Source organism: Oscillibacter sp. (assembly GCF_032060045.1).
Taxonomy (GTDB): Bacteria; Bacillota; Clostridia; order Oscillospirales; family Oscillospiraceae; genus Oscillibacter.
Genome location: NZ_DAMBZJ010000010.1, coordinates 3,696 through 22,614 on the forward strand (window position 1 = coordinate 3,696; position 18,919 = coordinate 22,614).

Below are 18,919 nucleotides of genomic sequence, written 5' to 3' on the forward strand. Positions count from 1 at the left end.
CCGGGAACAGATATCCCTCCAGCCGTGAAAGCTCTGTAGAGGCATTGTCGATAAAATCATAATTGAACCTGCCGTTTTGGGCGGCCTCGGTGAGGGCCGCTTCGGTGTTGACGCGGTTTTTCGCCAACAGTGCAATGATCTGCCGGACGGTGTATCCCTCGGGAATGGTGACGCGGACGGTGTCCGTGTTCATGCCGCCGGAGGAGTTGTGCATGGCATTAATCAGGGCCATGTAATCCATCTCCGTGCTCAACTCATAATTTCCGATACCAATTTTTTCATTGGCGTCGGCAAAGCCGCCGAAGAGCCGGAAAAACCACTTGTATTGAATTAGCCCCGCCTCCTTAAGCTTCTTGGAAACGGTTCTCAAATTGTCATCGGCCGTAATTTCGACAGTGGTTGTGATATCCGGCTTGCTGAACGCACAAAAATCATTTATCAGCAGCCATCCAATGCCCGCCACCAACACAGAGGTCAGCAGCACAAACAGCACATACTTCCACCCGCTGAGAAACCGCCTGCGGCGGCGACGGCGGCGGGGAGGACCTTCTCCGCGCTCTCTATGGCCAGAAGACGGCCGGCCGCCCTCCCGGCGGACCTGTTTTGCATCCCAGCTTGCGGTTTCCTGATTGTTATATTCGGACATAACTTGTCATACCTCCCGTGATTTTGCTGTATAGAAAAAATTTTGATGGCCAAGTCTCCCTTTTGCAAATCCGCGCATAGACTATCACAAAGACTTTAAGTGAGGTGAAAATCCATGTGCTTTAACTCGGGGAATGGCAACAACTCCTGCTGGTGGCTCATCATTATCCTTCTTCTCTTCTGCTGCTGCGGGAACGGATTCAATGGAAACAGTTGCGGAAACAACTGCGGCTGCAACGACAACTGCTGCTGATCCACCTCCAAGGGCGGACGGGACGCAATGCGTCCCGTTTTCCCATCATATAAAGCGGACAGGCCTTATAGATATTTCTTCATGTTGCCCCACACCTCTGCGTGAATCTCTTCCACAGAGCGAATCTGTCCCTCTTTGGCGCAGTTCACTACCGTCCAGTTAAGGTCCCGGGCGATCTTGCGGGCATTCTCCCGGCATTCCCGCAAATATGCGTCGTCCTGCTCATGGATGTCTGCCTTGATCCCGGTGCTGCGTTCCCTTTGACGGAGCATCTGTTCCGAAAGTTCCGTTGGCAAATCCAGATAGAGCACCAGATCGGGCTTTGGAAGCCCCATACGGCAATACTCCAAATCAAACAGCCAGTTTAAAAAGTCCGTCCGCTCGGCGGGCGGAAGCTTCGACGCCTGATGCACCGCATTGGAGGTGGTGTACCGATTGGCAAGAATCAGCCCTCCGGCCTCGTAGGCCGCGCCCCAGTCCTGCTTATAGGAGGCGTATCGGTCCACCGCATACAGCGCGGAGGCCGCATAGGCGCTGACATCGCCGGGATTTTTCCCAAGCGCCCCGTCCAGATACAGTCTGGCAGGCTCGGCAAAGGGGTTTCCGTACCGGGGAAAGTCAATCTCCAAAAAGGGCACGTCCATTTTCTTCAGTCTTTCTCCCAGTAGCCGGGCCTGTGTGGCCTTGCCAGAACCGTCGGTCCCCTCGAATACAATCAGCTTTCCATTCATTTCCGCCGTCTCCTCTCTGTGCGCACATGAACCAGAAACAGAGGCAGCTTCATCATCCGCCCAAGGCGGCGAGGCTCTTTACACAACCTGTAAAACCACTCCAGCCCGTGGCGGGACCAAAATTCCGGGGCGCGCTCCACTCGGCCTGCGAACACGTCCAGGCTTCCTCCCAGCCCGCACAGCAGGCGCGCTCCGGTGGCTTCTCCGTTTTTGGCCATCCACAGTTCCTGCTTCGGCGCGCCAAGACACACAAACACACAGTCTGCGCCGCTGCGGCGGATGGCTTCGACCACAGGGGCGTCCTCTTTAAAGTAGCCGTCGTGGGTTCCGGCAATCCGCAGGCCGGGATAGCGGATGGTAAGGCGAGTTCTCGCCTCCTCTGCAACCCCCGGCTTTGCTCCCAGCAGAAAAAGAGACTTTCCCTCCTCCGCCAGTTTCCCCATCAAACGCTCCGCAAATTCAATCCCCGGCGTTTTTTCCTTCAGGGGTGTCCCAAGTATCGCCGCGCCTTTAATGACGCCGATGCCGTCCGGAAGGACCAAGGTCGCACCGTTCACGGCGCTTAGAGCCGCCGGGTCCTCCCGGCAAAGTTCTATAATTTCGGGGTTGGGGGTAGCAACATAATGCGCTCCCTCCGTATTCAAAAGGCGCTGCCCCTCTGCCACGGCTTCCGCCATGGTCATATTGTCAAAGCCCACGCCCAGCACATCAATCCGCATGGAAACACCTCATATATTTTTCACACTCATACAACGCTGCATTATATCATATTCGGAAACCTTTGTCCAACGCAAAAATTCCTGAATTTGTCGGCGCTTCCCACTGGGGCAGCAAGCAAAACGCACCTTGCCGCAGTAAAAAAGAGCGGACGCAACGTCCGCTCTTTCTCCTGTTTTAATCAGGCATCAATGCCCCGGGAGGTCAGGTATTTCTTGACCATCAGCGCCACCTTAAAGGTGATGGCGTCGTCAAATTCCCGAAGATCCAGCCCCGTGAGCTTTTTAATTTTCTCCAGCCGGTACACCAACGTGTTGCGGTGGACAAACAGCTTTCTGGCGGTTTCGGAGACGTTTAGGTTGTTTTCAAAAAACTTGTGGATCGTAAACAGTGTCTCCTTATCCAGCGCATCAATGGGATTTTTCTTGAAAACCTCCTGCAGGAACATCTCGCAAAGCGTGGTGGGAAGCTGATAAATCAGACGGCCGATGCCGAGGTTTTCATAATTGATGACGTATTTCTCGGTGTCAAAGACCTTGCCCACCTCAATGGCAATTTGCGCTTCCTTATAGGACTTTGCCAAATCACGCAGATGGGTCGCCACGGTGCCGATGCCCACCACTGCGGCAGGCTCTCCGCTTACCTGAAGCGCCTCTTCAATGGAGGCCGCAATCTTGTTCAACTCGCGGACGCCGGCTCCCTCCGGAAGCTGGCAAATCAGCACCACGTTTCCTTCGCCCACAGAGAGAACGAAATCGTTCTGCCGGTCAGGATACAGGGTTTGAATTGCGTCCGTAGGGACGGATTCGGTCTTCTTCAGAGAACGAATGACAAACACGCCCCGGGCCACGTCGCTAGATACCCGCAGCTCCTTGGCACGCATATAAATGTCGCCCAGCATGATGTTGTCGGTAATAATATCCTTGATAAAGGAGCCACGGTCGTGCTTTTCCTCGTAATAAGACTTGGCTGAATTCAGCGCCACGGCGGCAAGCGCGCAGACTGTTTTGCTGATCTCGTTGTCACCGAAGGCAAACGCGGCATAATCAAACTGGGCCCCCCAGCCGTTCAGCGCCTTAAACGTCTTTCCAGAGGAAACCACTATGCTCCCCCCTGCGGTATTGATCGCGGGGACAAACTCCGCCCACCTCTGTCCGATCATGGAAAGCTCGCTGCACGCGATGACGATTCCTTCTCCGTCGATCACTCCCACCGTCCGGTCCGCGTTCTCCTTGAGCTGCAGGACTACATTCTGAAAAATTCTTCCCGACATTGCCGGCCCTCCTAGCGCACATTCTGCGTTTTTCTTTGTGCATTCTGTCAATGCCCATATTATATCGACTTTTTTGTGAAAATGCAAGACTTTTTTTCTTTTTTCAACAAAATTTTAGATGGCTTTTTGTGTGATATTCAGCTTTCAATCGTTTCCACTTTCGCCATTTTGTAACATCTGCCGCTCCTCTTCCGTCAGAAGCCGAAAGCTGCCGGGTTCAAGCGTCGCGTCAAGAGTCAATTTGCCCATGGACAGCCGCTTGAGATACAACACCGGCTTCCCCCGGGAAGCCAGCATACGCTTTACCTGATGAAATTTTCCCTCCCGAAGTGTCACAAGGCACTCGCTCGTCTCCCCTGCCGACAGAATTTCAAGGCCCGCCGGAAGGCAGGCAAGGCCATCCTCCAGCGTGATACCCACCTCAAACGCCCGGCTGTCTACTTCCTCCAGCCTTCCGTCCGCCTTTGCGTAATACACCTTGTCCACATGATATTTCGGGGAGAGCAGCCGATGGGCAGTCTGCCCATCGTTTGTCAGCAGCAGCAGTCCCTCCGTGTCCTTGTCCAGCCGCCCCACCGGAAACAGTCCCAGCCTTTGCAGCTCCGTTGGCAGAAGGTCCAGAACGGTTTGACCTCGCCCGTCCTCCGTTGCGGAGAGAACACCCGCGGGCTTGTTCAGCATCACCCAAGTGTATCTGGACAGCACAACAGGCTCTCCATCCACCGAAAGAACCGCCGTCTCCGGGTCGTACTTCGTCTCCGGGGAGGAAGCAGGTGCGCCGTCAGCCAAAATCCGACCCTGCTTCACCAGCAGCTTAACTTCCCGCCGGGACCATTTTCCCGTTCCGGAAAGTAGCTTATCCAATCTCTGCATTTCCACGACTCACCCCCCTTTCCATTGCGATTGTCCTTAATTTTAGCATATCCCGGCGGCGAATGGAATAAGGAAATGACGGAGGGATCGGAGAGTTTATCCGAAGCGTCATGGTTTTGCGCGCGGCAGCTTGCGGTGCGCGGGGAGAAAGGGATGGTTGTATATGTTCATCTGGACGGCGCATCTGCGAAAGAAACGCGTGCTTGTGGCAGTGGTGCTGCTTGCGGTGCTGGCAATACTGCTGGTGGTGCTCGGCGGTATTTTCCGCAGTCCAGCGGAAGACGGCGCCGCGCGGCTGGACACAGAGGAAGCCCGCATCGGCTACTTAAAGGAGTTGGGCTGGGAGGTTACTCCTGACCCGGTATCCACCCTGCAAATCCGTATTCCGGACCCCCTGACTGAGGATTACGAGGCATACAATGATCTTCAAAGGGAGCAGGGGTTTGATTTGGCGGAGTTGAAAGGCCAGCAAGTCACCCGCTATACATACAGTGTTCTGAATTATCCGGAGCATCCCGAGGGCGTGCAGGCTAATCTGTATCTCTGCGAGGGACTTCCAGCGCCGTAGGTTTACGGCGGGCGGCAGCGTATTCAAAGAGGGGTACTTAGTTAGTTCTTGGTATGAATGGCTCGTTTTTCCACATTCAGCGCCGCCTCGCGCATTGTCTCCGTGACGGTGGGGTGGCTGTGAATCGTGGAGATCAGCTCCTCCACCGTGGCCTCCAGCCGGAGGGCCAGCGCGCCCTCGGCAATGAGGTCCGTGGCCCGGGGCCCGATAATGTGCATGCCCAAAACCTCGCCGTATTTCTCATCGGCAATGATCTTTACCAAGCCTTCTCCACCGTTGAGAATCAGAGCCTTTCCGTTAGCGCTCATGGGAAATTTGCCCACTTTATAGGCAAGACCCTTCGCCTTGCACTGTTCTTCCGTGAGGCCCACTCCGGCAGCTTCCGGTTCCATATACACACAGGTCGGGTTGGTCTTCTCATCGTACACCGCAGGTACACCACAGATATTTTCCGCAGCCACTTCGCCCATGGCGGAAGCGGTGTGCGCAAGCTGGGCATAACCCATTACGCAGTCGCCAATGGCGTATACGCCGGAAACGCTGGTTTCCATCTTCTCATTGACAATGATGCGGCCCCGGTCATTCTTCAGCCCCGCCGCCTCCAGATTCAACGACGCGGTGTTGGCACGACGTCCAATGGCCACCAGAACCTTCTCCGCTTCAAAACCCACGGTTTCGCCCGCTTTATTTTTGCAGACAACTTTTGCGCCCACGGGGGAGATTTCCACAGCCTGCACGGGACACTCCAGATGGAACTCCATGCCCATCTTTTTCATGTGGGCCACACCGATTTCCGTAAGGTCGCCATCCAGCATGGGCAGCATGTGGTCCAGCGCTTCCACCACCGTGATTTTCGTGCCGAAGGCAGAGTACGCACAGGCCAGCTCCAGCCCGATCACGCCGCCGCCGATCACCACCATGCTCTTCGGCAGCTTCTTAAGGCTTAGTGCGCCGGTGGAGTCAATGCAATTTGGATTTTCCTTCAATCCCGGAATGGGGGGCGCGAAATTGACGGAGCCGGTAGCCACGATGATCGCGTCTGCGGTCATTGTTTCGGTTGCCCCGTCGGGCTTTTTCACTAGCAGAGTCTTAGGCGCAGTGAAGGTAGCCTCGCCGTCAATCTTTGTCACTTTGTTCAGCTTCAGTAGCCCAGCCACGCCGGAGGTCAGTTTTTTGGAGATATCGTTCTTGTGGGATATCACTTGCGGGAAGTCAACTGTAACGCTATCAACCTTTACACCAATTTCCGCACCCTGCTCCTTAATTTGGGAAATCAGTTCCGCGCTGTGGAGCAGACATTTGGTAGGAATACAGCCGATATTCAGGCAGGTACCCCCCAAATGTTCCCGTTCTATGAGCGTGACCTTTGCGCCCAGCTGCGCAGCCCGGATGGCGGCAACATAGCCGCCGGGGCCGCCGCCCACCACCAGAACGGTCTTTGCGCCAACCGTCGGTGCGGCTGTCGCAGGAGTGGATGTGGGCGTGGATACGGCGGTGGCTTCCTCCACGGATGCTGAGGAAATGGAAGCCGCTCCGCCCGCTGCGGGAATCGCCTCGCCGGGCTGGCCGATGTAGGCTACCACAGTCTTGCAGGCCACCGTCTCACCCTCGTCCACCAGAATTTTCAGCAGCGTACCGTCGGTGTCGCACTCCACATCGTTGGTCAGCTTGTCGGTGGCCACAGAATACAGGATGTCTCCCACCCGAACAGCGTCGCCTTCCTTATTCTTCCACTCCTCGATGGTACCTTCGGTCATCGTCAGGCCCATTTTCGGCATTAGAACTTCAGTTGCCATAGTAAATGTCCTTCTTTCTTCTATCAGGCAGGAGGTCCGGCGTCAGCCAGGCCCCAAACACTTCTCCGCGCTACGGAAAACCAACTCAAAGTATCTTTGTCGGGATATGTGCCTGGCAAAGATACATTATACGAGAAGCATATACGGATTTTCCAGCAGCTCGCAAATGCGCTGGAGGAACTTGGAGGCCATCACGCCGTCCACTACTCGGTGGTCTGCGGTAAGACACAGGTTCATCATGGGACGAATCACAATTTCGCCATCCCGCACCACGGGGGTATCCACCATGTCACACACGCCCAGAATTGCCAGCTCCGGCTGGTTAATAATGGGGGAGAAATTGGTAATCCCGTATGGTCCAAGCGAGGAAATCGTGAATGTTCCGCCAGTCATATCTTCCATGGAAACCTTTCCCTCTCGCGTGGCGGCGATCAGGCCCTCCGTCTCCTGCGCGATGTCGGCCAGAGACTTCGCCTCGGCGCTCTTCACGTTGGGGACGATCAGCCCCGTGCCCTTGGCCACCGCAAGGCCGATATTCACATGGGGGTGGTGGGTCAGCAGATTATCCGCAAAGCTGGAGTTGATATCCGGGAACTCCGTCAGCGCCTTGGCCACCACCTTCATCAGGATGTGGTTGTAGGTCAGCTTAATTCCCCGTTCCTTCACCCCGTCTTTCAGCTTGGCGCGCAGCTCCTTCATGGCGGTGGCGTCCACGGGGCGGGTATAAGTCACGCGGGGAGAAGTCAGCCAAGAGGCGGTCATATTAGCGGCAATGCTACGGCGCAGGGGATCCACCTTTTTTGGTGCTTCGTCGTTGCTGCCCTGCACGCCAACAGGTACGTTCCGCATCTCGGCAACAGCCTTTCCAGCAGCAGCCAGCACGTCGGCTTTCATCACACGTCCGTCCGCATCCAATCCGGTCAGATCCACGCCCAGCTCTGCCGCCAGCTTGGCGGCCATGGGGCTGGTCTTGGGACCTGCGGTGAAGGATTCCACATCCCTTGCCACCACAGTTCCCTTGGGGCCAGTGGCGGGAACCCGGGATAGATCGTAGCCCTTCTCCTTTGCCAGCTTTCGGGCGTAAGGCGTTGCCAAAACAAAGCCGCCGGGAGCGCGTTCCACGGTCTGCGCAGTGGCCTGCGGTGCCTCCGAAGTTGCTGCTGGCGCAGCGGGTGCAGCAGCAGATGGGTCCGCAGAGGATGAGGATGCGGCGGGAATCGCCTCGCCCTGCGCACCGATCCATGCGATGATGGTTTTGCACTCCACTGTTTCACCGTCGGTGTCGGCTTCGACGTCGTTGGTCAGCTTATCCGTAGCCACGGAAAACAGGATCTCGCCCGCCCGAACGGCGTCGCCCTCCTTTTTCTTCCACTCTTCAATGGTGCCCTCGGTCATGGTCAGACCCATTTTAGGCATCAATACTTCAGTTGCCATATTTGAATATCTCCTTTATCCGGCATTAAAACATGCCCTTGATGCCCTTGTACAGGTCCTCCGGATACACGCGCACCATCTTCTCCAGCGTGGGAGCGAAGGGAATGGGACAGAACGGAGCGCCGTACCGCAGGATGGGCGCGTCCAGATACTCCATTACCTCCTCAGCCACGGTGGCGGAAATCTCCGCGCCAAAGCCGCCCTGCTTCACAGCCTCATGCACCACGCACAGCCGATGGGTCTTCTTCACGGAGTTCAGCACCGCCTCCTTATCCCAAGGGGACAGAGTAATGAGGTCGATGACTTCGGCCTTGATACCGTCCTTGGCCAAAAGGTCGGCCGCGCCTCGGGCATTTTTCATACCGATGGAGTAGGACACGATGGTCACATCGCTCCCCTCTCGCTCCACGCGGGCCTTGCCCAGCGTGTAGGGCACCTGATCTGCGAGTTCGGGCAGCTTGCCCTTTTCTTTATAGAGAATCTTGTTCTCAAAATAAATCACGGGGTCGTCGCTCTCAATGGCGGCAATGAGAACCATTTTCGCGTCATAAGGATTCGAGGGGGCCACCACCTTAATGCCGGGAATGTGAGGGAACCACGCCTCCACGCACTGGGAATGCTGGGCCGCACCCTGAAACGTCATGCCGTCCGGCGCGCGAAGCACCAGCGGTACCTTCGCCTGACCGCCGAACATATAGCGGGCCTTTGCCATCTGGTTGAACACCTCGTCCATGGCCACGCCGATAAAGTCGGCAAAGTGCATATCCACCACGGGCCGTGCTCCCGCCAAAGCCGCGCCCACGCCGCCGCCGATGATAAACGTCTCGGAGATGGGGGTATCAATAATCCGTCCAGGGAACTTCTCGGGCAACCCCTTGAACTGACCGAAGATGCCGCCCTGGCGGGCGAGGTCCTCGCCCATTACAAAGATTTTGTCATCCTTTTCCATAGTCTCGGCCATTGCTTCGCAGGTGGCCTGAGAAAACGTTAATTCACGCATAGTCGTCATCCTCCTCAGTTCTTAGTCCACGTAGACATACTTCATAAACTCGCTGGAATCGGGATACTCCGACTCCATGGCGAATTTTTTGGCCGCTTTGATTTTCACAACGCACTCCGCGTCCACGGCGTCGCATTCCTCGGCGGTCATCACCTTCAGCTTCTCAGCTTTCTTGCGGAACAACTGGAGAGGATCGGTGTCGTGGAAAATTTTCTGGGTTTCCTCTCTCGTGCGGTAAAGTTCGGGGTCTCCCACGAAATGGCCCTCAATACGGTAGGTCTTGGCCTCGATGAAAGTGGGGCCTTCGCCTCTCCGTGCGCGGGCAACGGCCTCCACGGCGGCATCATACACGGCAAAAACGTCCTGTCCGTCCACAATCACGCCGGGAATACGATAACCCGCCGCGCGGTCGGAAATATTTTCAAGGTTGCAGGTGGTGCGATAAGGCGTGGTGGAGGCCCAGCAGTTCATCTCGTTGATAAAAATAATGGGCAGCTTCCACGCGGAAGCCACGTTCATGGCCTCATGAAAGGTTCCACGATTGGAGGCGCCGTCGCCGAAGAACACCACGGAAACCTTGTCGTTTTTCAAAATAGTTTTGTTGGCCAGTGCTGCGCCGGTGGCCAGGTTATACCCACCGCCCACGACGCCGTTGGCTCCCAGCATACCGACAGAGAAGTCCGCGATGTGCATGGAGCCGCCTCGGCCCTCGCACAAACCCGTCTTCTTGCCAAAAATCTCGGCCATCATCCGGTTTACGTCGGCGCCCTTGGCGATGCAGTGGCCGTGGCCCCGGTGGGTGGATTCAATGGAGTCATCGCTGCGCAGAGCGGCGCACACACCGGTGGCGATGGCTTCCTCGCCGATATACAGATGCACAAAGCCGGGAATCTCGCCGGCCAGAGAGTCATGCTTAATACTCTCCTCAAAATGGCGGATCGTGGACATTGTCTCATAAAATTTCCTGGCCTGGTCCTGGGTATATGCTGCCTTTACGGCTTTTGTTGTTGCCATAGGAAAAACTCCCTTCTGCCGACAGTTGTCGGTTTTTTGTAAAATTTATAAAATTAATCCATCAATTCTGACCGAACTGTCAAAATTTTCACGTGAATGATTCTGAAAAAGCGTGGCGACAGACCACTGCAGCCACGCTTTCTCAGTGAACGCAACTTAAAATCTTTCCGTTTTTCTTAGGACCCGATGCTTACTTCGTGAAAGCGGCAATCAGCTCAGGGGTCAGCTTGTCGGCAAATTCCTCGTACAAAGGCGCGGAAGCGGCCTTGAACTCCTCGACAGCTTCGGGAGTCAGCTCGGTAACAGTCACGCCGTTGGCCTTCCACTTCTCCAGAATTTTCTGGTCCTCTTCCCGCTCGCGCATGCGCTGATTCTCTGCAGCCTTCTTCCCACACTCGTCAACGATGGCCTGCAGCTCAGGAGACAGAGCGTCATACAGCTCACCGTTCATGGTAAAGAAAATGCAGTCATACACGCCGGTCCAATAGGTAACATTGTTCTGAACCTCGGCGATGGAGGCACCGTCAGCGGTGGGCAGAGGGTTCTCCTGGCCGTCATAGGTCTTGGTCTGCAAGCCGGTGTAAACCTCGGACCAGTTGGCGTTGGCCCAGTTGGCGCCCCACTTGCCATAAGCGGCGCTCAAAAGCTCAGAACCGGCTACGCGGAGCTTCAGCCCCTTCATGTCCGCCAGAGAAGCAATGGGACGGACGCTGTTGGTGGGGTGACGGAAACCGTTTTCACCGATGCCCAGCAGGTGCAGACCCATGCTCTCAACAACTTCGCCCAGGGCCTTGCCGCCCTCGCCGTCCAGCTTCGCGTCAACATCCTCAAAGGAGTCGAACAAGAACGGCAGAGAGACGACGTTCAGCCGTTGGTCAAACGCGGAGTAAATCAGGTTGGAGTGGGCAGACAGCTCGGTAGTGCCATCGATAGCGGCCTGAATGCCCTCTGACTGGTTCCCGGCGGTCAACTGGTCGGCGGCGTAAACCTGCACAGTGATGGCCCCGCCGGTGGCGTCGGATACCATCTGGCCAAAGTCGCGGCCCATATCTGCCCAAACGGTGTTCTCTGTGGCCGAGCAGGCAAACTTCCAAGTCTGCTTTTCAAAGGTGGTGTCGCCGCCAGCGGCGGAGCCGGATCCGGAGCCGCTGGTGGCAGGCTTACTGCCGCCGCAGCCGGCCAGCAGCGTCGCGGTCATGGTCAGTGCCATGGCTAGTGCAAGAAACTTTTTCATAATGTTCCTCCTCAAATTTTGATGGCGGGTCAAGTTGCGTATCTGAAATCACACTCGTGATGGCAGATTCTTTCAATCAGGTCGCAGCGCCCAAAAATGCGGTGGAGAAGAAAGGCACGTAGGTGACGATCAACAGCGCAATTACGCAGGAGAGAATCATGGGCCACACAGCCCTGGACATGGATACAATGGTCACTTTGGATTTGTCCTGAATATTCTTCAGCTTGTCGCTGACGCCAATGGCCACGAAGAGATTCACGCCCACGGGCGGAGTCACCTGACCGATGGCCATATTCACCGTGGCGAGCACGCCGAAGTGAACGGGGTTGATGCCAAGCTTTACCGCCACGGGATACATGATGGGGATGAAAATATACATGGCGGAGTTTGCATCCACGAAGCAGCCGGCGATCAGGAAAATCACGTTGACAATCAGCAAAAACACGTACTTGTTGCTGGAAATATCCAGAAGCAGCGCCTGGGCCGCGCCGGCGATGCCGTGGACCGTGCAGATATAGGAGAATAAGGTGGCGCCGCCGATGATCAGCATGATGCTGCCCATGGTTTTGCTGGAATCCACCAGCAGGTCATACAGGTCGCGCCACTTGACTTCACGGTAAATGAACACGCCCACAATCAGGCCATACACCACAGAGACAGCAGCGGCCTCGGTGGGTGTAAAAATTCCGCCGTAAATACCGCCAAGAATAATCACGGGCATTAAAAAGCCCCAGAATGCGGAGCGGAAGGATTTCCAGCGAGCACCCCAGGAGGCTTTTTCGCGGGAAGCCTCCAAGCCCTTCACGCGGACCTCGATCATGATGATGACCACCAGAGCAAAGCCCATCAGGACACCGGGAAGGATACCGCCCATGAACATATCGCCAACGGACACGCCGGTGATGGATGCATACACCACAAAGGAGATAGAGGGAGGAATCACAATTGCAATTGATGATGCCGCGGCCATCAAAGCCGAAGAAAACGGCGCAGAGAAGCCACCGCGGTTTATCATGGCGGGAATCAGGATGATGCCCAGCGCCGCCACGGTGGCGGGTCCGGATCCGGAAATCGCGCCGAAGAAACAGGCAACTATAACGCACACAATCGCAATACCACCCCGTCGATGGCCAATGCAGTCGTCAATAAACTCTACAAGGCGGGTGGAAATTCCGGCCTTTGCCATGATATTTCCGGAGAGAACAAAAAACGGAATTGCCAAAAGCAGAAACTTTGCCATGCCGTTATACACGTTGGTGGGGACCACAGAGAGCTTATCTCCGGCATAGACCATCGCCAGAATGGAAGAAAGGCCCAGTCCGACGCTGATAGGTATGTTCAAAAACAGCATGATGAAGAAGGTACCGAACAAAATCAGGTTGATCATCAGACGTTTCCTCCCTCATCTTCGGTTTTCACGCAGTCCGCTTTGTTGCTCATCACATCAATGAAAAACTCAATCGTGTGCAACGTTAAAAACACACAGCCAATGGGTAGGAAAATCGTGAATACCCACTCGGGCCAGCCAAGAGAAAACGTACGCTTTCCGTTAGCCAGCTGAACCGCCACCTTGTCGAAGCCGGTCTTCATCACCACCAGATAAAAAGCGATGTTAGCCACCGTGATAATCGACACAAAGATTTTTTTGCCCCGACTTTTCAACAAATCAAAAATCAGGGAGAGGCTGATGAGACTTCCCTCTCTGGCGCAGAGCGCGCATCCCAGCATGACCAGAAGAACAAACAGGTTGATAACCATTTCCTCGGTCCAGGCAAACTGGCTGTCGGTCATTTTCCGGACCACCACGTTTGCGAAGGTGATGGCCGTGATGAACGCAAAACCCACACATAGAATCAGCTTCTCAATCGTGGCGATAACATCCATGATCTTTTTGTAGATATTCATTCAATGAATCCCTCCTGTTAATACCGCGGTCCTTCCTTCTAAAACTTCCCCCGCTGCCTTTAACTCATCAGCCGTGCACTCAGGCGCGGTGCAAAAGTTCTTCTCTGTCGGGTGCCGCTCCACAGATAATTTTAGTTTCTGCAAATGTGGACAAATTTAACAAAGACACACAAAAACGCAAGGTTTCCAAAAGCTTCTATCCCGTTCAGTATTCCATCTTTCGTGCAAAGTAAAAGGGCATTTATCATGAATCGCGCCATTTATCAAAGACACGGAATTTTATTGGCATTTTTCAGCCGTCGTGCTATACTCAAGGTCGGCCCTGACCGTGAATTCGGGACGGGCCATTCAACGCTTTGCTGCAAAGGAGACCTGTATCATGCCGCTGCGCCAGATCACATTCAGCGCCAACGCCGGGGTTTCCCTGCGTCTGGGCGACGTCCGCCTTTGGGTGGACGCTGTGCACGAGGAGCCCGTCTCCGGGTTTTCCGTTCTCTCCCCTGCGCTTCAGGACACCGTAATGAATCACCCGGACTTTCAGCAGCCCAACCTGATTTTCTGTACCCACTGCCATCCGGACCACTTTTCCCGCCGCCTGCTGGGGCAAGCGATGGAGCGCTGGCCCCTTGCGGAGATGATTCTACCGGAACGGCAGTTTGAGCGTCAAATTTTGCTCTCCCAGCCCCGGGAAAGTCTGGTTCTTCGGGAGCTTTCCATTCGATTCTTCCGCCTGCCCCACGAGGGGAAGGAATACGCCGCCGTGTCGCATTACGGCTGCCTTTTAAACCACGATGGCTTTCGGATTCTGATTGCGGGAGATTGCGCCGTGGCCACCCCCGTTCTGCAGGAGGTTTTACAAGAAACCGGCCCGGTGGACCTGGCACTTCTGAACTTCCCCTGGATTACGCTGAGCAAGGGACGGCGATTTATTGAGCAGTTTATCCGCCCCCGGCATCTGGCGGTATATCACCTTCCCTTTGAACGAGACGACATTTACGCCTACCGCCGTCCGACCCTCCGGGCTGTGGAGCAGGTTTCAACAGAGGATGTGCGGCTGTTTCTCAATCCGCTTCAACAGGAGCGCTTTTCATAAGCCTCGGGAACGCGCAGTGCGCGTTCCTTTTTTACTATAGCAGCATCGTCATTGGCTCCTCTAAAAAGCGCTTTATTGCGCGTAGGAGATCTGCCGCCGCCCCGTCGTTCAGCGCCTCAGGCGCATAGGTCAGGTGGATGCGCACGGTTTTATCCGCAGCCACATCCCCCACCGCCAAAACGGCGCTCTCACCGGAACGCAGTGCGGGCATCATCCCTTCTACACCGTGTTCCAATGGACGAAGGAGCACTCCCAGCCGGGCCGCCACCCGCTCTGCGAATACAGGAAAGGTCAGCGTGCCACCCAGTGTATTCAGCGCCGCCAGCAGTTCTCTTACGTCCGCCGTGGCATAATACCCGGCCACCCATTCTGTGCACGTTTCTGCCGCGGACTTTGCCGCGGCCTCCACGTCCCGCCTGACAATTCGTCCGTTGGAACCGGTGCCCGTAATCCCATTTAGCGCTACGCCCAATTCTTTGGCGCCTTTTCGGGCATAGGGCGACGCACGAAGTCTTACGTTCTCAGCCATACGTGCCCCCTCAGCGGCCCAGCGTCTTTTTCACGCCGGCCACGATGTCCTTGGGATGGGGAAATTGCGCGTCCTCCAGCACAGGAGAAAACGGAGAGACAACGTTCATTCCTGCCACGCGGCCCACTGGAGAATCCAGCTCGTCGAACAGCTCTTCCATCATCTGCGCGGACAGTTCCGCGCCCACGCCGCCGCGCTTCACGCCCTCCTCCACCACCACCGCGTTGTGGGTTTTGCACACAGAGTCACGCACCATCTCCCAGTCCAGCGGGACCAGTGTCCGAAGGTCCAATACCTCTGCGTCGATTCCCTCCATGGCCAAAGCTTCGGCGGCCTCCAGCGAAAACAGCACCTGCCGGGACCATGTGAGGATGGTAATATCCTTCCCCGGGCGCTTGATATCCGCCTTTCCCAGAGGAATGACGTACTCGCCGTCGGGAATTTCTTCCTTTCGGGCGTAAAGCAGCTTGTGCTCCAGAAAAACCACCGGATCGTCATCTCGGATGGCGGCCTTCAGCAGGCCCTTGGCATCCGCCGCCGTGGAGGGGCAGACCACCTTCAGTCCGGGTATGTGCGTGAACAGCGCTTCCAGGCACTGCGAGTGCTGCCCGGCGTTGCGCCGTCCCGCGCCCATGGGCGCCCGGAACACCACGGGGACCTTCACCTGCCCACCGGTCATATAGCGCAGCTTTGCCGCCTGATTCATCACCGGATCAAGACATACGGAAATAAAGTCGTTGTACATCCACTCCACCACGGGCCGCAGCCCACGCATGGCCGCACCCACGGCAATTCCCGTAAAGCCTGACTCGCTGATGGGCGTATCAATCACCCGGTCGGGGCCGAATTCATCCCGAAAGCCCGCAGTAATGGCGAACACGTTGCCCATGACGCCCACGTCCTCGCCCAGAAGAATCACGTTTTGATCCCGAGCCAGCTCCTCATGAAGCGCCTGCCCGATGGCCTTACTCACGGTGACCTTCATCGCAGCACACTCCTTTCGTTGTCGGAGGAATACACGTCGTCAATCACGGCCGATGGGTCAGGGTCGGGAGAATTTTTTGCAAACTGATAAGCGTGTTCAATTTCTTCTGCAACGCCCCGGTCAATGTCCGCAAGCTCCGTCTCCTCAACACCCAACGACAAAAGCCGCATACGTGCGTTGTTAAGAGGGTCCTTGGACTTTCCCTCCGCCAGATATTCCTTGGGCCGGTATGCGGCGGGATCGCCGCAGTAATGGCCCTGATATCGGTAAACCATCGTCTCTACAAGAGAGGGGCCGCCGCCGGAACGAGCGCGTTCCACCGCTTCGGCGGCGGCATGGAAAACCGTCTCCACGTCCGTGCCGTTCACGGTGAGGCCGGGAATGCCGTAGGCCGCGGCTCGGACGGATAGACGCTCGGTATTGGTGATGCGATGAATCTCCGTGGAGACGCCGTATTGGTTATTTTCAAGTAAAAAAACCATAGGTAGCTTCCACACGGCGGCCATGTTCAGTGTCTCGTGGAAGGTGCCCTGATTGGAGGCCCCGTCTCCAAAAAACGCCATGGTAACTCCGTCATCGCCCTTAATTTTTGACGCAAGAGCGCTGCCCGCCGCCAATGGGATCCCCGCACCCACGATGCCATTCGCTCCCAGAATTCCAAGGCTTACGTCCACGATGTGCATGGACCCGCCCCGACCCCGGCAATAGCCGGTTTCTTTACCAAATAGCTCCGCCATGGCAAGGTCTGCCCGGGCGCCCTTTGCAAGGCAGTGCCCGTGTCCCCGGTGAGTGGATGTGATATAGTCGGATGTTCGCAGGGCAAGGCATGCACCTACGCCGCTGGCCTCCTGGCCCATATACAGGTGGATGTTGCCCGCCAGCTCGCTGCGGGTAAAGCAGTCGGCCGCCTTCGTTTCAAACGCTCGAATCAGCGCCATCATCCGATAGGCTTCACGATACCAATCCGCTCCGCAAACCGCTTCCTTCGCATTCAAGGAACCGCCTCCCTTTTTATTCCGCGCGGAACATCGTATCCAGAACTTCCTCCTTCTGGATCCCACCAAACAGCTCTGTCAGTGGGAAACGGTCCAGAACCGCCGCAGCGTCATCCCTTCGAAAAGCACAGCCTTTCAAGGCTTTTGTCAGCTCGTCCAACGGACGGACGGAGAGAAAATCGCCGTAAAACACAATCTCCGCGATCCGGCCCTTCTCCACCGCAATTCTTGGCTCCAGCGTTCCACCATCAAACCGGCGCTTGTCGGTAAAATCGTATCTGGGAGAGCGTCCGAAATTCCACTCCCATGTGTCGTACTTTGTCCGCTTCAGTTCCTCTACGGCAGTCAGCTCCGCTTCCGTGAGAAACTCCTCCGTAAGGCCGCCGCCCGCCAGAGCCGTTTTGAGGTACTTCCAGAAATCCGCCATGTCCATAGGTTCTTCCAAAAACTCCCGGATATTCCCAATACGACTTTTAACCGATTTTGCGCCCTTGGACTGAAACTTCGCCGGGTCCGCGTTTAACGCACCGACGACCATCCCAGGATTCGCGTCAAACAGCAGCGTCCCATGGTGCAAAATGCGTCCCTTCATCAGTCGCTGGGCGGTGCCGGATACCTTGCGTCCCTCCACCAGAATATCGTTCCGTCCGGAGGCCTCCGCATTCAGACCAAGACCCTTCAGCGCCGCCACCACAGGCTTTGTGAAACGCTTCATGGTCAGCTCCTCGGCATTCCCCGCGTCGGTGATAAAGGAATAATTCAGATTTCCCAGATCGTGATACACCGCGCCGCCGCCGGTAGTGCGGCGGACCACGCGGATACCGTGCTCCTCCACAAATGCGGGGTTAATCTCTGCCTCAGCATTTTGGTTCTGGCCAATGACAATCGTGTTGTCGTTCTGCCATAAAAGCAGATAATCGCCAGATTTTCTACAGGTCAGCGCAGTCTCCTCAAATGCCAGATTGTAATAAGGATTCTGCGACCCGGTCTCCATGTATTTTGTCAGATTTCCAATGGTCAGCACACCCTTTATTATCGTTTCGGTCTTACCAATAACCGTATGACGGTAAAACGGTATGTTGGTCTTACCACTCGGGTTATAAGACCACCATACCATTCTGCTTCTTTATAGTCAAGTTCAGACTGAGCAAACGCCTTCCAAATCTTCCCTCAATTTATTGGTTCAATTGCACAATTTTTTTCACGAATCAGTCCCGCTCTGGGTATTTTTGCAAAAATTCATCCACAATTCCGAGGTGCAGCGTCATTTCCCGCTTCGCCAGTTCCGGGTTCCGAGCCTTCACCGCCTCGTAAATGGCATGGTGGGAATCCTGTGTGCGCTGCTGATAATCGGGCAGGCCAAAGAACCTCCGCCGCACATCTGCAAGCAGACTACCCACAAGATGGATCGTGGCCGCCAACATGACATTGTGGCTGGCTTCGGCCAGCGCGTCGTGAAACGCCACATCGTTCATATAATTATCAGGCTCGGCGTCCAAATTGCGAACTGCCTCTCGAATGGTGGCCATATCCTCTTCCGTCGCCCGCTGGCAAGCCAGCTCCACAATTGCCACTTCGTTAATCCGTCGGAACTCGTTAAAATCCTGCCGGATATCTGTCTGGTTGGACAGACGGACAAAGGACATCGCCTTTTGAATATAGTCCGCATCCCGCACCACTACCTTCCGGTTTCCCCGGTTCTCAATGGCGCCCAAAAATTCCAAAATGGCAAAGCACTCCCGTAGGGATCCTCGCCCAACCCCCAGTGTCTCGGCCAAGTCACGCTCCGAGGGTAGTTCCTCTCCTACACAAATATTGCCGCTGTCAATCGCGGTGAGCAGCGCCTTCATCACAAGCTCCGGAATTTTTGGCGG

19 protein-coding genes are annotated in these 18,919 nt (G+C 55.8%); 2 read left to right on the plus strand and 17 right to left on the minus strand.

Annotated features, from left to right (window positions below):
* The 5 genes from RT018_RS05700 to RT018_RS05720 form a co-directional block, all read right to left on the minus strand.
* A partial coding sequence (locus RT018_RS05700; protein WP_312940065.1) for an endolytic transglycosylase MltG occupies window positions 1–646 on the minus strand: 646 nt, incomplete at its 3' end.
* Between the two features lie 317 nt (window positions 647–963).
* The gene (locus RT018_RS05705) at window positions 964–1,629 is read right to left on the minus strand and encodes a thymidylate kinase (RefSeq protein ID WP_312940067.1); all 666 of its coding nucleotides are present in this window, start codon (window positions 1,627–1,629) and stop codon (window positions 964–966) included.
* Entirely contained in the window at window positions 1,626–2,348 is a 723-nt protein-coding gene (locus tag RT018_RS05710) for a WecB/TagA/CpsF family glycosyltransferase (RefSeq protein WP_312940069.1), read from the minus strand. Before RT018_RS05710 ends, RT018_RS05705 begins: the two co-directional genes overlap by 4 nt.
* A gap of 179 nt (window positions 2,349–2,527) precedes the next feature.
* A complete protein-coding gene (locus RT018_RS05715) occupies window positions 2,528–3,619 on the minus strand; it encodes a helix-turn-helix domain-containing protein (RefSeq protein WP_312940070.1) in 1,092 nt (363 codons plus the stop codon).
* A gap of 144 nt (window positions 3,620–3,763) precedes the next feature.
* Window positions 3,764–4,492 carry a pseudouridine synthase gene (locus RT018_RS05720; protein ID WP_312940173.1) on the minus strand — a complete coding sequence of 243 codons (729 nt, stop codon included), beginning with the start codon at window positions 4,490–4,492 and terminating at the stop codon, window positions 3,764–3,766.
* Between the two features lie 163 nt (window positions 4,493–4,655).
* Between RT018_RS05720 and RT018_RS05725 the strand changes: the two genes are divergently transcribed.
* A complete protein-coding gene (locus RT018_RS05725; RefSeq protein ID WP_312940071.1) occupies window positions 4,656–5,060 on the plus strand; it encodes a DUF4830 domain-containing protein in 405 nt (134 codons plus the stop codon).
* A 41-nt stretch (window positions 5,061–5,101) separates the two neighbouring features.
* On the opposite strand, the gene lpdA is transcribed toward RT018_RS05725, so the two are convergent.
* From lpdA to RT018_RS05760, 7 genes are all read right to left on the minus strand, one after another.
* On the minus strand, window positions 5,102–6,856 hold the full coding sequence (gene lpdA / locus RT018_RS05730) for a dihydrolipoyl dehydrogenase (RefSeq protein ID WP_312940072.1): 1,755 nt from the start codon (window positions 6,854–6,856) through the stop codon (window positions 5,102–5,104).
* Between the two features lie 126 nt (window positions 6,857–6,982).
* On the minus strand, window positions 6,983–8,290 hold the full coding sequence (locus RT018_RS05735; protein WP_312940073.1) for a dihydrolipoamide acetyltransferase family protein: 1,308 nt from the start codon (window positions 8,288–8,290) through the stop codon (window positions 6,983–6,985).
* A 25-nt stretch (window positions 8,291–8,315) separates the two neighbouring features.
* Window positions 8,316–9,290, minus strand: coding sequence for an alpha-ketoacid dehydrogenase subunit beta (locus tag RT018_RS05740; RefSeq protein ID WP_312940074.1), 975 nt, complete (start codon window positions 9,288–9,290; stop codon window positions 8,316–8,318).
* A 21-nt stretch (window positions 9,291–9,311) separates the two neighbouring features.
* Complete coding sequence (locus RT018_RS05745; RefSeq protein ID WP_312940075.1) at window positions 9,312–10,304, minus strand: thiamine pyrophosphate-dependent dehydrogenase E1 component subunit alpha; 993 nt, start codon at window positions 10,302–10,304, stop codon at window positions 9,312–9,314.
* A 190-nt stretch (window positions 10,305–10,494) separates the two neighbouring features.
* Window positions 10,495–11,538, minus strand: a complete 1,044-nt coding sequence (locus tag RT018_RS05750; RefSeq protein WP_312940076.1) for a DctP family TRAP transporter solute-binding subunit — start codon at window positions 11,536–11,538, stop codon at window positions 10,495–10,497.
* Between the two features lie 76 nt (window positions 11,539–11,614).
* Entirely contained in the window at window positions 11,615–12,925 is a 1,311-nt protein-coding gene (locus tag RT018_RS05755) for a TRAP transporter large permease (protein WP_312940077.1), read from the minus strand.
* Window positions 12,925–13,443, minus strand: coding sequence for a TRAP transporter small permease (locus tag RT018_RS05760; RefSeq protein ID WP_312940078.1), 519 nt, complete (start codon window positions 13,441–13,443; stop codon window positions 12,925–12,927). The genes RT018_RS05755 and RT018_RS05760 overlap by 1 nt, the downstream gene beginning before the upstream one ends.
* Window positions 13,444–13,822: 379 nt before the next feature.
* Here RT018_RS05760 and RT018_RS05765 point away from each other — a divergent pair, with 379 nt between their 5' ends.
* Window positions 13,823–14,536 carry a hypothetical protein gene (locus tag RT018_RS05765; protein ID WP_312940079.1) on the plus strand — a complete coding sequence of 238 codons (714 nt, stop codon included), beginning with the start codon at window positions 13,823–13,825 and terminating at the stop codon, window positions 14,534–14,536.
* A 34-nt stretch (window positions 14,537–14,570) separates the two neighbouring features.
* Here the strand turns inward: RT018_RS05765 and RT018_RS05770 are convergent, their stop codons facing one another.
* The 5 genes from RT018_RS05770 to RT018_RS05790 all read right to left on the minus strand — a co-directional run.
* Window positions 14,571–15,065, minus strand: coding sequence for an E3 binding domain-containing protein (locus RT018_RS05770; RefSeq protein ID WP_312940080.1), 495 nt, complete (start codon window positions 15,063–15,065; stop codon window positions 14,571–14,573).
* A gap of 10 nt (window positions 15,066–15,075) precedes the next feature.
* The gene (locus RT018_RS05775; protein WP_312940081.1) at window positions 15,076–16,050 is read right to left on the minus strand and encodes an alpha-ketoacid dehydrogenase subunit beta; all 975 of its coding nucleotides are present in this window, start codon (window positions 16,048–16,050) and stop codon (window positions 15,076–15,078) included.
* A complete protein-coding gene (locus RT018_RS05780; protein WP_312940083.1) occupies window positions 16,047–17,045 on the minus strand; it encodes a thiamine pyrophosphate-dependent dehydrogenase E1 component subunit alpha in 999 nt (332 codons plus the stop codon). The genes RT018_RS05775 and RT018_RS05780 overlap by 4 nt, the downstream gene beginning before the upstream one ends.
* A gap of 16 nt (window positions 17,046–17,061) precedes the next feature.
* A complete protein-coding gene (locus RT018_RS05785) occupies window positions 17,062–18,162 on the minus strand; it encodes a lipoate--protein ligase (protein WP_312940084.1) in 1,101 nt (366 codons plus the stop codon).
* Between the two features lie 91 nt (window positions 18,163–18,253).
* Window positions 18,254–18,919, minus strand: a 666-nt coding sequence (locus RT018_RS05790; protein ID WP_312940085.1) for an FCD domain-containing protein, incomplete at its 5' end; no start/stop codon positions are given.

Excerpts from the sequence above, each read along its gene's own strand:
- RT018_RS05705 (WP_312940067.1), bottom strand. The coding sequence starts at position 1,629 with ATGAATGGAAAGCTGATTGTATTCGAGGGGACCGACGGTTCTGGCAAG.
- RT018_RS05710 (WP_312940069.1), bottom strand. The coding sequence starts at position 2,348 with ATGCGGATTGATGTGCTGGGCGTGGGCTTTGACAATATGACCATGGCG.
- RT018_RS05715 (WP_312940070.1), bottom strand. The coding sequence starts at position 3,619 with ATGTCGGGAAGAATTTTTCAGAATGTAGTCCTGCAGCTCAAGGAGAAC.
- RT018_RS05720 (WP_312940173.1), bottom strand. The coding sequence starts at position 4,492 with ATGCAGAGATTGGATAAGCTACTTTCCGGAACGGGAAAATGGTCCCGG.
- RT018_RS05725 (WP_312940071.1), top strand. The coding sequence starts at position 4,656 with ATGTTCATCTGGACGGCGCATCTGCGAAAGAAACGCGTGCTTGTGGCA.
- lpdA (WP_312940072.1), bottom strand. The coding sequence starts at position 6,856 with ATGGCAACTGAAGTTCTAATGCCGAAAATGGGCCTGACGATGACCGAA.
- RT018_RS05735 (WP_312940073.1), bottom strand. The coding sequence starts at position 8,290 with ATGGCAACTGAAGTATTGATGCCTAAAATGGGTCTGACCATGACCGAG.
- RT018_RS05740 (WP_312940074.1), bottom strand. The coding sequence starts at position 9,290 with ATGCGTGAATTAACGTTTTCTCAGGCCACCTGCGAAGCAATGGCCGAG.
- RT018_RS05745 (WP_312940075.1), bottom strand. The coding sequence starts at position 10,304 with ATGGCAACAACAAAAGCCGTAAAGGCAGCATATACCCAGGACCAGGCC.
- RT018_RS05750 (WP_312940076.1), bottom strand. The coding sequence starts at position 11,538 with ATGAAAAAGTTTCTTGCACTAGCCATGGCACTGACCATGACCGCGACG.
- RT018_RS05755 (WP_312940077.1), bottom strand. The coding sequence starts at position 12,925 with ATGATCAACCTGATTTTGTTCGGTACCTTCTTCATCATGCTGTTTTTG.
- RT018_RS05760 (WP_312940078.1), bottom strand. The coding sequence starts at position 13,443 with ATGAATATCTACAAAAAGATCATGGATGTTATCGCCACGATTGAGAAG.
- RT018_RS05765 (WP_312940079.1), top strand. The coding sequence starts at position 13,823 with ATGCCGCTGCGCCAGATCACATTCAGCGCCAACGCCGGGGTTTCCCTG.
- RT018_RS05770 (WP_312940080.1), bottom strand. The coding sequence starts at position 15,065 with ATGGCTGAGAACGTAAGACTTCGTGCGTCGCCCTATGCCCGAAAAGGC.
- RT018_RS05775 (WP_312940081.1), bottom strand. The coding sequence starts at position 16,050 with ATGAAGGTCACCGTGAGTAAGGCCATCGGGCAGGCGCTTCATGAGGAG.
- RT018_RS05785 (WP_312940084.1), bottom strand. The coding sequence starts at position 18,162 with ATGGTATGGTGGTCTTATAACCCGAGTGGTAAGACCAACATACCGTTT.